Genomic DNA, 14,104 nt, shown 5'->3' on the forward strand with positions numbered 1-14,104 from the left:
ACAGAACCTCCAGGTGATCTTGCTCGTGGAATGAGACACCTCCCGAGGCCGTTAGCATGGACATCCGCACCGATCAAGGCCATTTGGGGAAGGTGTCATGACTGCAAACGTCGACGGAGTGCCCGAGAAATTCGCGACGCTCGGGTTGACATACGACGACGTGCTGCTGCTGCCGGGCGCATCCGAGGTGCTCCCCAACGCGGTCGACACCTCGACGCTCATCTCGCGCAACGTCCGGGTCAACATCCCGCTGCTCTCCGCCGCGATGGACAAGGTGACCGAGGCCCGCATGGCCATCGCCATGGCCCGTCAGGGCGGCGTCGGCGTGCTGCACCGCAACCTGTCGGTCGAGGACCAGGTCAACCAGGTCGACCTGGTGAAGCGCTCCGAGTCCGGCATGGTCACCGACCCGATCACGGTCGGCCCGGACGCCACGCTCGGCGACGCGGACGCGCTCTGCGCCAAGTTCCGCATCAGCGGCGTCCCGGTCACCGACCGGGCCGGCAAGCTTCTCGGCATCGTCACCAACCGCGACATGGCCTTCGAGTCCGACCGCTCGCGCCAGGTGCGCGAGGTCATGACGCCGATGCCGCTGGTCACCGGCCGGGTCGGCATCTCCGGCGTGGACGCCATGGAGCTGCTGCGCCGCCACAAGATCGAGAAGCTTCCGCTGGTCGACGAGGCGGGCCTGCTCAAGGGCCTCATCACGGTCAAGGACTTCAAGAAGGCCGAGCAGTACCCGAACGCGGCGAAGGACGCCGACGGCCGGCTGCTCGTCGGCGCCGCCGTGGGCGCGAGCCCCGAGGCGCTCGACCGCGCCCAGGCGCTGGCCGAGGCGGGCGTCGACTTCCTGATCGTCGACACCTCGCACGGCCACAACAGCAACGCGCTCAACTGGATGGCCAAGATCAAGTCGGCCGTGAACGTGGACGTCATCGGCGGCAACGTCGCGACCCGCGACGGTGCCCAGGCCCTGATCGACGCCGGTGTCGACGGCGTCAAGGTCGGCGTCGGCCCCGGCTCCATCTGCACCACCCGCGTGGTCGCCGGCATCGGCGTCCCGCAGGTCACCGCGATCTACGAGGCCGCCCTGGCCGCCCGCGCGGCGGGCGTCCCGGTCATCGGCGACGGCGGCCTGCAGTATTCGGGCGACATCGGCAAGGCGCTCGCCGCCGGCGCCGACAGCGTGATGCTGGGCTCCCTCCTCGCGGGCTGCGAGGAGTCCCCGGGCGAGCTGCTCTTCATCAACGGCAAGCAGTTCAAGTCGTACCGCGGCATGGGTTCGCTGGGCGCCATGCAGTCCCGCGGACAGGGCCGGTCCTACTCGAAGGACCGCTACTTCCAGGCCGAGGTCTCCTCCGACGACAAGCTCGTCCCCGAGGGCATCGAGGGCCAGGTGCCCTACCGAGGCCCGCTGGCCAACGTGCTGCACCAGCTCGTCGGCGGCCTCCGCCAGACCATGGGCTACGTGGGCGCCGCCTCCATCGACGAGATGGAGAGCAAGGGCCGCTTCGTCCGCATCACCTCGGCGGGCCTCAAGGAGAGCCACCCGCACGACATCCAGATGACGGTCGAGGCACCGAACTACAGCAGGAAGTAGCGCGACAGCGCGGGTGAGGGGCGGGCCGGGGTTCCCCGGACCGCCCCTCATCGGTGTGTCGGGGATACTGGACAGCGCAGACGTAGAGGGAAAGGCCACATCATCGTGACTGAGATCGAGATCGGGCGGGGCAAGCGCGGCCGCCGGGCGTACGCGTTCGACGACATCGCCGTCGTCCCGAGCCGCCGTACGCGCGACCCGAAGGAGGTCTCGATCGCCTGGCAGATCGACGCCTACCGCTTCGAGCTGCCGTTCCTGGCCGCTCCCATGGACTCCGTGGTCTCCCCGCAGCACGCCATCCGCATCGGCGAGCTCGGCGGGCTGGGCGTCCTGAACCTGGAAGGGCTGTGGACGCGGTACGAGGACCCGCAGCCGCTGCTCGACGAGATCGCCGAGATGCCGGCCGCGACCGCGACCCGCCGGCTCCAGGAGATCTACGCCGCCCCCATCCAGGAGGAGCTGATCGGGCAGCGCATCAAGGAGGTGCGCGACTCCGGTGTCGTCACCGCCGCCGCGCTCTCCCCGCAGCGCACCGCCCAGTTCTCGAAGGCCGTCGTCGACGCCGGCGTGGACATCTTCGTCATCCGCGGGACCACCGTCTCCGCCGAGCACGTCTCGGGCGCCGCCGAGCCGCTCAACCTGAAGCAGTTCATCTACGAGCTGGACGTCCCGGTGATCGTCGGCGGCTGCGCCACGTACACCGCTGCCCTGCACCTCATGCGTACGGGCGCGGCCGGTGTCCTCGTCGGCTTCGGCGGCGGCGCCGCGCACACCACGCGCAACGTCTTCGGCATCCAGGTCCCGATGGCGACCGCCGTCGCGGACGTCGCCGGTGCCCGCCGCGACTACATGGACGAGTCCGGCGGCCGGTACGTGCACGTGATCGCGGACGGCGGCGTCGGCTGGTCCGGCGACCTGCCGAAGGCCATCGCCTGCGGCGCCGACGCCGTGATGATGGGCTCCCCGCTGGCCCGTGCCACGGACGCGCCGGGCCGCGGCCGGCACTGGGGCATGGAGGCCGTCCACGAGGACGTGCCGCGCGGCAAGCTGGTCGACCTCGGCACGGTCGGGACGACCGAGGAGGTCCTGACCGGTCCCTCGCACACCCCGGACGGTTCGATGAACATCTTCGGCGCGCTGCGCCGGGCGATGGCGACGACGGGCTACAGCGAGCTCAAGGAGTTCCAGCGCGTCGAGGTGACGGTGGCGGACTCGCAGCACCGCCGCTGACCTTCCCGTACACCGGAGGGCCCGGACCGCACGCGCGGTCCGGGCCCTCCGGTGTGTGCGGGCGGGGTGCCCGGCCGTGCTACTCGGCCACCTTCTTGGTGGTGGAGAACGCGACCACGGCGGCGATCACGAAGAAGACCACGCTGAGGAAGTCGGAGTCTTCCTTCCAGACCCTGTTCAGGTCGCTGAAGTGGTCGAAGAAGATCTCGGTGACCGAGAGCGGCAGCTGCTTGCTGATGATGATGGCCTCACCGAGCAGCTGGCCCAGGTAGACGCCGATCAGCGCGAACGCGGCGCTGGCGACGGGCAGGACGGGGTTGCGCCCGCCGAGCTTGCCCGCGGCGAAGCCGACGACGGCGCCGACACCCACGGCCGCGTAGCCGATCTCGTGCTTGGTGGCACCGATGATGGCGCCGTAGATCCCGGCCGCGACGACCGCCGCGACGAACGCGATCAGCACGCCGAGCCCGGGGTTCTCCCGCGTCGGGGCCGCGGGCGCGAACGGGGCGCCGCCGCCGAAGGGGGCGCCGGGCTGCTGGCCGCCGAACGGATTGCCGGGCTGGGGCTGGCCCGGGTGCGGGGGGTACGGGGTGCCCCCCTGCGGCTGCGGGGCGCCGTAGGGCTGCTGCGGCTGGCCGTCGTACGGGTTCGGCGGTGGAACGGGCGTGCTCATGGTGGTTTCCCCCTGGGGCGGTGGCGCGCACGAATGTGCGAGGAGTGACGCCGCAGGCTAGCAGCCGGATCCGACATCGACCCAGCGGAATCCTTGGGAGCACTGGGATCAGAGCCGGTGCGCGGCCCCCGCCGGGGTCGCTCCGCGGGTGTCCAGGAGGAGCTGCGCCTTCACGGCGAGGCCCTGGAGGTCGTACGTGCGGTGGTGCTGGAGCAGCACCGTGAGGTCGGCCGCCGCCGCCGCCTCGTAGAGCGAATCCGCGCGCGGGACCGGGAGTTCGCGCACCCGCCAGTCCAGGACGTGCGGATCGTGGTAGCCGATCTGGGCGCCCATCTCCCTCAGCCGGGTGGCGATCTCACGCGCCGGTGATCCCTCCTGGTCGGCCAGATCGGGTTTGTAGGTGACCCCCAGCAGCAGGACCCGGGCGCCGCGCACGGATTTCCCGTGTTCGTTGAGGAGGGTGGCGCAGCGCTGGATCACATAGCCGGGCATCCGGTCGTTGATCTCGCGGGCGAGCGAGACCATCCGCAGCGGGGGGCCGGTGGTGCCTCCGGCGTACGGGAGGCAGCCCGGGTCCACCGGGCCGCCGTGGCCGCCGACGCCCGGACCGGGGCGGAAGGGCTCGAAGCCGAAGGGTTTGGTCTCGGCGCACCGGATGACGTCCCACAGGTCGACGCCGAGATCGTGGCAGAGCACGGCCATCTCGTTGACCAGGGCGATGTTCACATGCCGGAAGTTGGTCTCCAGGACCTTGGTCATCTCGGCCTCGCGCGGTCCCCGGGCGCGGACGACCTTGTCGGTGAGCCGGCCGTAGAAGGCGGCGGCCGATTCGGTGCAGGCGGGGGTGAGGCCGCCGATGACCTTGGGGGTGCCGGTGTAGCCGTGGGTGCGGTTGCCGGGGTCCAGTCGGCTGGGGGAGTGGGCCAGGTGGAAGTCCCGGCCGGCGCGCAGCCCCGAACCCTCCTCCAGGAGGGGCAGCAGGACGTTCTCGGTGGTGCCCGGGGGGACCGCCGATTCCAGCAGCACGGTGGTGTGCGGGCGCAGCCGGGCGGCCAGGGCGCGGGCCGCGTCGCCGACGGCGGTGAGGTCGGGGGTGCGGTCGGGGCCGAGGGGGGTGGGGGCGCAGATCACGGCCGTGCGGACCCGGCCCAGTTCGGCCGGGTCGGTGGTGGGGCGGAATCCGCCGGAGAGCATCCGGCGGACCTCGGAGGCGGTGAGCGAGCCCTCGACGGGGGTGCGGCCCGCGGACAGCTCCGCGTAGGCGCGGGGGTCGGTGTCGTAGCCGATCGTCTGGACACCGGCGGCCACGGCGGCCTGGGCCAGGGGCAGGCCGAGGTGGCCGAGACCGATCACGGCGAGGTCTGCGGGCATGTGGAGGGCTCCTCCCCTAGGGCCGGGAGACGGATTGCGCAACTGCTGAGGACCGCGCAATGTCAGACTAGGCGTAAATATGACCTGTATGTCGCATTGTGTGGTCCCGTCGTCCGGGTGTTGTCCACAGGCGGTGGCTGAAGTCGCGGAGCGCGGACAGAATCGAGGGGTGGGCACGGGGCCCCCGCCGGACGGCCGGGGCCGCATCCCCGTGCCGGACCAGCCCGACCGACCGGGAGGCAGCGGTGAGGACAGCGACACTGGGACCCGCGGAGCGCGCCGAGGCGCTCGCCGCGATGGCCGAGCGCGAACTGGACGTGCTGGTCGTGGGGGCGGGAGTGGTCGGCGCCGGCACGGCGCTGGACGCGGTCACGCGCGGACTCTCCACCGGACTCGTCGAGGCGCGCGACTGGGCCTCCGGCACGTCGAGCAGATCGAGCAAGCTGATCCACGGCGGGCTGCGCTATCTGGAGATGCTCGACTTCGCCCTCGTCCGCGAGGCCCTGAAGGAGCGCGGACTGCTCCTGGAGCGGCTGGCCCCCCATCTGGTGCGGCCCGTGCCGTTCCTCTACCCCTTGCGGCACAAGGGCTGGGAGCGGCTGTACGCGGGCTCGGGCGTGGCGCTCTACGACGCCATGTCCGTCTCCTCCGGCCACGGCCGGGGACTGCCCGTGCACCGGCACCTCTCCCGCCGCCGGGCCCTGCGCGTCGCCCCGGCGCTGCGCCGCGACGCCCTGGTGGGCGCCCTGCAGTACTACGACGCCCAGATGGACGACGCCCGCTACGTCGCCACCCTGGTGCGCACCGCCGCGGGCTACGGCGCGCACGTGGCCAACCGGGCGCGGGTGGTCGGCTTCCTGCGCGAGGGCGAGCGCGTCGTCGGCGCCCGGGTGGAGGACGTCGAGGCAGGCGGGACGTACGAGGTCAGGGCCAAACAGGTGGTCAACGCCACCGGCGTCTGGACGGACGACACCCAGGCCCTGATCGGGGAGCGCGGCCAGTTCCACGTCCGGGCCTCCAAGGGCATCCACCTGGTCGTCCCCAAGGACCGCATCCACTCCTCCACCGGACTGATCCTGCGCACCGAGAAGTCCGTGCTCTTCGTCATCCCGTGGGGGCGCCACTGGATCGTCGGCACCACGGACACCGACTGGGACCTCGACAAGGCCCACCCCGCCGCGTCCAGCGCCGACATCGACTACCTGCTCGAACACGTCAACGCCGTCCTCGCCACCCCGCTCACCCGGGACGACGTCCAAGGCGTCTACGCCGGGCTGCGCCCGCTGCTGGCCGGCGAGTCCGACGCCACCAGCAAGCTCTCGCGCGAACACACCGTCGCCCATCCGCTGCCGGGCCTCGTCGTCGTCGCGGGCGGGAAGTACACCACGTACCGGGTGATGGCCAAGGACGCCGTCGACGAGGCGGTGCACGGCCTCGACCAGCGCGTCGCCGCCTGCGTCACCGAGGACGTCCCGCTGCTCGGCGCCGAGGGCTACCGCGCCCTGTGGAACGCGCGCGCCAGGATCGCCGCCCGCACCGGACTGCACGTCGCCCGTGTCGAGCACCTGCTGAACCGCTACGGGTCGATGACCGAGCAGATCCTGGACCTGATCGTCGCCGACCCGGTCATGGGCGAACCGCTCCCGGCCGCCGACGACTACCTGAAGGCGGAGATCGTCTACGCCGCCTCCCACGAGGGCGCCCGCCACCTCGACGACGTCCTGACCCGGCGGACCCGGATCTCCATCGAGACCTTCGACCGGGGCACCCGTTCCGCCCGGCTCTGCGCGGAGCTGATGGCCCGGGTGCTCGGCTGGGACACCGACCAGATCGAACGGGAGGTCGCGCACTACGAGAAGCGCGTCGAGGCGGAACGGGAGTCCCAGCGCCAGCCGGACGACCTGACGGCGGACGCGGCCCGGCTCGGAGCGCCGGACATCGTGCCGCTCTGAGCGCGCCGGGCCGGGCCCGGCGCCCGGAGCCGGGCGCGGACGGCGGGCGGCTCCGCGGCCGATTCCGGGGGTGCGGCACCGGACACCGCGTGAGATGTGGTTCGCTGGGCAGGGGTTCACGGGCGGGCGCGGGCAGCGCCCCGCGCGGTGCCGATCCGGCGGGGACAGGCCCCCGCCGGGCGCGTCGGCACGCTCCCCGGCCCCGGCACCGGAGGCGGCCCGGGGGTGAGGGACAATGAACGCTCTGCCAGGGCGGGTTGATCGCAGAGGGGACGCATGTCGGAGGCTGAGCAGGCACGGGAGCCCCAGCGGGACAAGGACGCACGACTCCTTGCGGGGCGTTACCGGCTCGGGGAGGTGCTCGGCCGGGGCGGTATGGGCACGGTCTGGCGTGCCGTGGACGAGACGCTGGGCCGCACGGTCGCGGTCAAGGAGCTGCGCTTTCCCTCGGCCATCGACGAGGACGAGAAGCGCCGGCTCATCACGCGCACCCTGCGCGAGGCCAAGGCGATCGCCCGGATCCGCAACAACGGCGCGGTCACGGTCTACGACGTGGTCGACGAGGACGACCGCCCGTGGATCGTCATGGAGCTCATCGAGGGCAAGTCGCTGGCCGAAGCGGTCCGCGAGGACGGCGTCCTGACGCCGCGACGGGCGGCCGAGGTCGGCCTCGCCATCCTCGACGTGCTGCGCTCCGCGCACCGCGAGGGCATCCTGCACCGCGACGTGAAGCCGTCCAACGTGCTGATCGCCGAGGACGGCCGGGTCGTCCTCACCGACTTCGGCATCGCCCAGGTCGAGGGCGACCCCTCGGTCACCTCCACCGGCATGCTCGTCGGCGCCCCCTCGTACATCTCCCCGGAGCGCGCCCGGGGACACAAGCCGGGACCGCCCGCCGACCTGTGGTCGCTCGGCGGACTGCTGTACGCGAGCGTCGAGGGCTGCCCGCCCTACGACAAGGGCTCCGCCATCGCGACCCTCACCGCCGTGATGACCGAACCACTGGACCCGCCGAAGAACGCGGGCCCGCTGGAGGAGGTCATCTACGGGCTGCTCGCCCGGGACCCGGAGCAGCGGCTCGACGACGCCGGGGCGCGCGCCCTGCTCAACGACGTCATCAACGCCCCCGAGAAGGCGGACGCGCCGGTCCCGCCGCCGGCCGAGGCCACCCAGGTGATGTCCCTTCCCAAGAGCGGCGCCCCGGCGCCCGCCACGACCGCGAAGCCCGCGGCGGCCACCGCCGGTGCGGGCGAGGGCCGCGACCGGCTGCGCGGGGCGCTGCGCTCGGTCCGCAACGCCAGGACGGCGCCCGCCGCCCCGGCCGGCCGGAGCGGCGCCGCAGGGGGGTCGGCCGCCGTTCCGCCGCCGCGTCCGGGCTCCCCGGTGCCGCCGCCCCGGGCCTCCCTGACCGACGTGGTGCCGCGCCGCACGCTCGCGATCATCGCCGCCGTCGTCGTGCTCGTCGTGCTCGGCACGATCCTCGCCCTCAGCCTCGGCGGGGACGACCCGGACTCCGGCGGCACGGACAAGGCCACCGGCGGCGCGACCGCCACGGCCGGCGCCTCCGACGGCGCGTCCTCCGGCACCGGGGGCAGCGGGCAGGGCGGCGGCAAGGAGCAGGGCAAGGGCGAGGACGCCGAGGACGGGCAGGACGCCACCGGCGGCAAGGGTTCCGGCGCGGACGACGGCCGGGGCGGCGGGAAGAAGAAGGACGACGAGGCGGTCCCGGCCGGATTCCGCACCGTCGAGAACAAGCGGTTCCACTTCAGCCTGGCGATGCCCGAGGACTTCCGCTTCAACAAGACGGCGGGGGCCAACTCCGGCGCCATCTACAACGTCGACGGCGGCTTCCCCCGTATCCAGGTCGACTTCACCTCCTCGCCCGGCGGCGACGCGGCCGCGTCGTGGAACGCGGCCAGGGGTGCCGTCGCGGGCAGCAGCAACAACTACCACCACCTGGGCATCAACACCGTGCAGTACAACGGCTACCCGACCGTCGCCGACTGGCAGTTCGAGCGCACCCAGCAGGGCAAGCGGGTCCGGGTCATCAACCGGGGCTTCAAGGTCGACGCCACGCACGGCTACGCGATCATGATCAGCTGCCCGGCCGACGCCTGGGACAGCACCGAGTGCCGGACGCTGCGGAAGACCGCGTTCGACACGTTCAAGCCGCTCGACTAGGAACTGTCCGAAAGACGCGCCCCGGGGGCCGGGCCCGGGGCCCCGGGCCCGGCCGGGTTGCGCCGACCCCGACGCGCGACGGCCTCCTGCCACGTATGGTGAGAGGCCGAAGACCGTACGCAGCCGGATCGCACGTCAAGGCCACGGCGGACGACCGTAATTGACGGCTTCGTACGGTTCGGGTGACCGGGGGAACAGCGCGCTCTGGGGAGGCGTCGTGGACGACTACGCGGGTCGGGTCCTTGCCGACCGATACCGCCTTCCGCTGCCCCCGTCCGACGAGTACGAACTGGTCGAGACCCGGGCATTCGACACCTACAGCGGCCAGGAAGTCCTGGTCCGGCAGGTGCCGTTGCCGGAGGTCGTGGACGCCGAGGTGCTCGACGCGGACGGGCAGCCGACGGCGGCTCGGCGCACCAGCGGGCGGACCGTGCGGCGGTCCTCCGATCCGGCCGTCCGGCGCGCCATCGAGGCCGCCCAGGCGGCGGCCCAGGTGCCCGACCACCCCCGCCTCGACCAAGTCTTCGACGTCTTCGCCGAGGCGGGCTCGCTCTGGATCGTGAGCGAACTGGTCGCGGCCCGGCCGCTGGCGGCGCTCCTCGCGGAACGCCCGCTCAATCCGTTCCGGGCGGCGGAGATCGGCTCCGACGTGCTCGCCGCGCTGCATGTGCTGCACGCCCACGGCTGGACCCACCGCAACATCACCGTGCGCACGGTCCTCGTCTGCGACGACGGCCGCGTGGTCCTGACCGGCCTCGCGTCCGGGGCGGCCGAGGAGGCGCTGTGCGGCTACGTGCCCATGCCGCGCGACGACGACGCCGAGGGCCTGTACGGCCCGCCGGGCATAGAGTCGGGCCCCACCGGCCCGTACGTCCCCCCGGGCCTGGAGTCCGGCCCCACCGGATCGCCCGATGCCTACGGCCCGCCGGGGGTGTTGGAGAGCGGTTCCGAAGCCTACGGTCCGCCCGGGGCGTTGGAGGGCCGTTCCGATGCCTACGGTCCGCCGGAACTGGACGGACCGCATGGCCCCCACGACGCACCGGACGCGCTGGAGGGCGGCCCCGGCCCCTACGGCCCGCCCGGCGGGTCGGACGACGGCTCCGATCCCTATGCCCCGCCGCCCGGCGGTGTGCCGGCGAGCGGGGACCGGTCCGGTTCCCAGCGGCGCCCCGGAGCCCTGGAGGGCGGCGCCGATTCCGGCGTGCCCGGGGCGCGGGGGCCCGCTGCCATCGAGTCGGGGGCATCCGGTCCGGCGGGTCCCGCGCCCGTGCGGCCGTACGGGGCCGGCGAACTGGAGGCCGTGCCTCCGCCCGCTCCCGCCACGCCCCCGGTTCCGCCCGCCGTGCTGCCCGTACCGCCCGCCGGGGCCGACGGCGCCGCGCAGACCCGGGCGGCCCGCGCGGGGGCCATCGCGGCGTACCGGGCGGGCGCCCGCGCGGCCGCGCGCCTCACCGAGGAGGAGCGCCGGGCGGCGGCCGACGGGACGCGCGACACCGGCACGCTGCCGGTGCAGCGCCCCGCCCAGCCGCCCGCGGCCCCGCCGGGACCGCCCGCGCCGTCCGCCGGACCGCCCGCGCCGCTGCGTGGGCCCGGCGCCCCGGGCGCGTACGACGAGCACCCCTACGACGACGAGGACGAGGACGACGAGGACGACGAGGGCCCCGGGCCGGTCCCGCCCCGGCGGCTCCATCTGACCGGCACCTGGAACGACGGGCCCGGCGAGGGGCGCCCCGTGCCCGCCGGCGGGTCCGGTGAGGACGCGCTGCGCGCCGACTCCCGGCGCGAGACCGCCCCGGCGGTGCGTCCGCAGCAGCCCGTCGCCGCGCGCAAGGAATCCCCGGGCCGCTGGGACGAGATCGTCGCCGGCAGCCGGGGCACCACCCCCGCCTACCGGGGCCCGGCCACGACCCTGGCCGCCGAACGCGCCCGGCAGGCCCGGATCGCCGTCGTCGGCGCCGTCACCGAGCGCTGGGCGCCCGAACAGGCCGGCCCCGTCCACGAGAACTGGCAGCTGGCCCCGCCCATCGGCCCCGCCACCGACCTCTGGGCGCTCGGCGCCCTCCTCTACCGCGCGGTCCAGGGCCACGCCCCCTACCCGGAGGACAACGCCGCCGAACTCGTCCAGATGGTCTGCGGCGAACCCCCCGCCTTCGCCGAGGAGTGCGGACCGCTGCGGCCCGTCGTGGAGTCGCTGCTGCGTCAGGACCCCACCGAGCGGCCCGACTTCGAGGAGCTGCGCGGCTGGCTGCGCTCCCTGGTCCGGTCGGCGCCCGAGCCGGAAGCCGGGGCCGATGTCGTACCCCTGCCCTCCGCCGACGCCACCAAGCTCCCGATCGTCCGCCGCCGGGGCGAACTCGTCCGCAAGCGCCGCTCCCGCCGGGGCGGCGGCGCGCATGCCCGGCACCGGCAGACCAGGGAGCGTCCGGAGCCGGCGCCCAAGGCCGCCCGCGCACCGCGCGGCCCCAAGGAACCCAAGGTGCTGCGCACCCCGCCGCCCGGACAGGCCGGCGGCCGGGCACCGCGCAGACTCGGACGGGTGCTGCTCGTCCTGATCCTGCTCGCCCTGGCCGGGGCGATCGCGTACGCGATGGTGTTCATGCCCAAGGCCGATACGGACACGGGCGGCGCCGCCGCTCCCTCCGGTACCGGCGCGCCCGCACCGGACCCCGGCGGCTCCGGTGATCCGCGGCCCTCGGGGAGCGACGGCGCGCAGCAGCCGCAGACCAGCCGCCCCGCCGTCGCCCTCGCGTCCGGCTACACGCTCCGCAAGGACGCGGAGGGCTTCGAAGTCGGGCTGCCCACGTCCTGGAAGCGCGTCCCGCCCACCGCCGACCGCCGGATCACCTACGCGGACGGCGGGTTCCGGGCGGTGATCGTGCCCGGCCGCGACGCGGCGGCCTCCGGCGCCGATCCGCTCGACTACCAGCGCGACACCGAGCCGGAGTTGTCGCCGTACCGCGACTCCGGCCCGTCCACCGCGAGCGGTCTGCGCAGGATCGACGTCGGGCAGCAGGCCATGGCGGAGGGGCAGTTCACCTGGAGGGAATCCGGCCGCGAGGTCGTCGTCCGCAACCTCGTGATGATCGTCGAAGGCCGCTACCACGTGCTCCAGATCATCGGCCCGGTTGACGAGCGGGAGAAGGTCGACGCCGTCTACCAACAGGCCAGCGTCTCCTACCGCGTGACGGGGTGACGCCCGCCTCCCCGGAAGCGCGCGCCGCCGGGAGCGCGCCGCCGGGGCGACAAGCATCACAGTGCGGTCTCGTGCGCGGTGCGAGGTTCCGTGGCCGCGCCTGTGCTCCGTAACCTGTCATCCGAAGGAACGGGGCGGGGACACGTGGATCGATCACAGGGCACGGAAGCGGGACTCTTGCTGGCCGGGAGGTACCGGCTCGGCGAGGTGCTCGGGCGCGGCGGCATGGGGAAGGTCTGGCGCGCGCACGACGAGGTGCTCCACCGCACCGTCGCCGTCAAGGAGCTGACGGCCGGCCAGTTCGTCGCCGAGGCGGACCGGGACGTGCTGCACCAGCGCACCCAGAAGGAGGCGCGGGCCGCCGCCCGCATCACGCACCCCGGCGTGGTCACCGTCCACGACGTGATCCAGTACGACCACCGGCCGTGGATCGTCATGCAGTACGTCGACGGCCCGTCCCTCGCCGACCGGGCCAAGGAGTCCGGCGAGATCGAACCCCGCGAGGCGGCCAGGATCGGCCTGCACGTCCTGGGCGCCCTGCGCGCCGCACACGGCGCGGGCGTCCTGCACCGCGACGTGAAGCCGGGCAACGTGCTGCTCGCCCGGGACGGCCGGGTGCTGCTCACCGACTTCGGGATCGCCGCCATCGAGGGCGACTCGACCATCACCCGGACCGGTGAACTGGTCGGTTCCATCGACTACCTGGCGCCCGAGCGGGTACGGGGCGGCGATCCCGGCCCGGCCTCCGATCTGTGGTCGCTGGGCGCCACGCTGTACACGGCCGTCGAGGGGCGCTCGCCGTTCCGCCGCACCTCCCCGATATCGACCATGCAGGCCGTCGTCACCGAGGAACCGCCGCCGCCCGCCCGCGCCGGGGCCCTGGGCACCGTCATCACCGCGCTGCTGCGCAAGGAGCCCGAGGACCGGCCCTCGGCTGCCGAGACGGAACGGATGCTGCTGGAGGCCATGGAGGGGCGCGAACCCCGGTCGGCCCAGGCGTACGTCCCCACCCAGCACATCCCCGACGACCTGATGCGCTCACTGGGCGCCGACGGTACGGCCGCCGTTCCGGCGCCGCACGGACCGGTGCCCCACGGGCAGGCGCCGCACGGCTCCACGGCCCAGCTCCCCTACCCGGGCCCCGTCCCGCCGCCCGGCCCGGTGCCCGGCGGCGCCACCGCCCCGGCGCCCCGCCGGCCGAAGGGCCGCGGCCGGACGACGTTCCTCGTTCTCGCCCTGGCGGCGCTGCTGGGCGGCGGCGCGGGCATCGCCGCGATGCTCTACGCGAACCGGGCGGAGGGCGAACCGACCGGACGCGGTGACGGCACCGCCACCCACGGCACCCGATCGCCCGGGCCGGCCACCCCGAAGCCCACGGCCAGCCCCTCCCCGAAGCCCAGCCCCTCGGCCTCCGGCGATCCGACCGTCCCGGACGGCTGGCGGCGCGTGCAGGACCCCTCCGGGTTCAGCATCCTCATGCCGATCGGCTGGGAGCGCCGGGTGGAGGGCACCAACATCGACTACACCCCGGACGACGGGGTGCACTACCTCCGCGTCAGCGTCGACCCGGCGCCCGACTTCGCGGACTCGTACACCCATATGCAGGACCTGGAGAAGACCCTCAGCAAGCGGCTGCCGGCCTACGTGAACCTGGAGATGAACAGCAACGTCTACCGCGACTGCCCCGGATCGATCTGGGAGTTCACCTGGACCGAGAGGAACGGCGAGAAGCGGCACGCGATCGACCAGATGTACTTCGCGCAGGAGGGCGGCCCCGAGTACGCGCTGTACATGACCGGACCGGCCGACGACTGGGACATCACCCGGGACCGGTTCAACACCATGCTGCGTAGCTGGAAGGCGCCCGAGGAAACCGGCTGAGGATGGATAACGCCCCTGATCAG

At 73.7% G+C, this 14,104-nt stretch carries 8 protein-coding genes; 6 read left to right on the forward strand and 2 right to left on the reverse strand.

Annotated elements, in window-relative coordinates:
- The first annotated feature begins 97 nt into the window (after positions 1–97).
- Positions 98–1,600 carry an IMP dehydrogenase gene (gene guaB / locus ACWCXC_RS24500; RefSeq protein WP_383639865.1) on the forward strand — a complete coding sequence of 501 codons (1,503 nt, stop codon included), beginning with the start codon at positions 98–100 and terminating at the stop codon, positions 1,598–1,600.
- 105 nt (positions 1,601–1,705) lie between these two features.
- On the forward strand, positions 1,706–2,830 hold the full coding sequence (locus tag ACWCXC_RS24505; RefSeq protein WP_383639862.1) for a GuaB3 family IMP dehydrogenase-related protein: 1,125 nt from the start codon (positions 1,706–1,708) through the stop codon (positions 2,828–2,830).
- A gap of 79 nt (positions 2,831–2,909) precedes the next feature.
- Here ACWCXC_RS24505 and ACWCXC_RS24510 read toward each other — a convergent pair whose 3' ends face one another.
- Positions 2,910–3,503 (reverse strand): hypothetical protein, encoded by a 594-nt coding sequence (locus ACWCXC_RS24510; protein ID WP_450683875.1) that lies wholly within the window; start codon positions 3,501–3,503, stop codon positions 2,910–2,912.
- A 108-nt stretch (positions 3,504–3,611) separates the two neighbouring features.
- Positions 3,612–4,874, reverse strand: a complete 1,263-nt coding sequence (locus ACWCXC_RS24515) for a nucleotide sugar dehydrogenase (RefSeq protein ID WP_450683876.1) — start codon at positions 4,872–4,874, stop codon at positions 3,612–3,614.
- Between the two features lie 245 nt (positions 4,875–5,119).
- Between ACWCXC_RS24515 and ACWCXC_RS24520 the strand changes: the two genes are divergently transcribed.
- From ACWCXC_RS24520 to ACWCXC_RS24535, 4 genes are all read left to right on the forward strand, one after another.
- On the forward strand, positions 5,120–6,826 hold the full coding sequence (locus ACWCXC_RS24520; protein WP_450683877.1) for a glycerol-3-phosphate dehydrogenase/oxidase: 1,707 nt from the start codon (positions 5,120–5,122) through the stop codon (positions 6,824–6,826).
- A 276-nt stretch (positions 6,827–7,102) separates the two neighbouring features.
- Positions 7,103–9,007, forward strand: a complete 1,905-nt coding sequence (locus ACWCXC_RS24525) for a serine/threonine-protein kinase (protein WP_450890539.1) — start codon at positions 7,103–7,105, stop codon at positions 9,005–9,007.
- Between the two features lie 217 nt (positions 9,008–9,224).
- Positions 9,225–12,200 (forward strand): protein kinase, encoded by a 2,976-nt coding sequence (locus ACWCXC_RS24530; RefSeq protein ID WP_450890540.1) that lies wholly within the window; start codon positions 9,225–9,227, stop codon positions 12,198–12,200.
- A gap of 144 nt (positions 12,201–12,344) precedes the next feature.
- Positions 12,345–14,081, forward strand: a complete 1,737-nt coding sequence (locus ACWCXC_RS24535) for a serine/threonine-protein kinase (protein ID WP_450683880.1) — start codon at positions 12,345–12,347, stop codon at positions 14,079–14,081.
- The last annotated feature ends 23 nt before the right edge of the window (positions 14,082–14,104 follow it).

The organism is Streptomyces sp. NPDC001515 (assembly GCF_053597115.1).